At 38.5% G+C, this 584-nt stretch carries 1 protein-coding gene; it reads right to left on the minus strand.

Features of this window, described 5'->3' with window-relative positions:
* Positions 1–584 (minus strand): HAD-IC family P-type ATPase (locus tag VU18_RS15370; protein ID WP_047758422.1); only part of this gene is annotated, 584 nt, incomplete at both ends.

Consider the following 584-nt stretch of genomic DNA (forward strand, 5'->3'; position numbering starts at 1 on the left):
CGAAGCTCTTTGATGAAATTCAGTTTATCTTCTGGAAGTAAATCGGCTTTAATATCGGAAACGCCGACTTGTTTTCCGATGGCTTCGGCTGTTCTTTGGTTATCCCCTGTCAACATTACCGTTTTTTCAATACCGACTTGATGAAGTTTTCGAATAACCTCTTTGGATGATTCTCTTATTTCGTCTGCCACGGCAATTAACGCCAGAATTTCTTTTTCCGTTCCTAATGCCATGACCGTTTTCCCTTGTATTTGAAGGGTTGTAATTTGTTCTTTTATTTCTGATTGGATGCCATTTGGAAGAAGTTCTTCAAAAAGACCTGGACTTCCGACATAATACATTGCGTTATTTACTTTGGCTTTGACCCCTTTACCTGTAATGGATTGGAATTCTTCAACCGATACATCATTAAAATTCAATCCATCTTCTTCTGCTTTTCTTATAATGGCGGAAGCAAGTGGATGTTGTGAGCCTTTTTCAATGGCTGCTGTAATGGTCATTAGTTCATTTTCATTGCCATTATAAGTGACCACATCGGTGACGGAAGGAACACCTTTTGTTAATGTTCCTGTTTTATCAAAAGC

Origin of the sequence: Geobacillus sp. ZGt-1 (assembly GCF_001026865.1) — a bacterium.
GTDB classification, from domain to species: Bacteria; Bacillota; Bacilli; order Bacillales; family Anoxybacillaceae; genus Geobacillus; species Geobacillus thermoleovorans.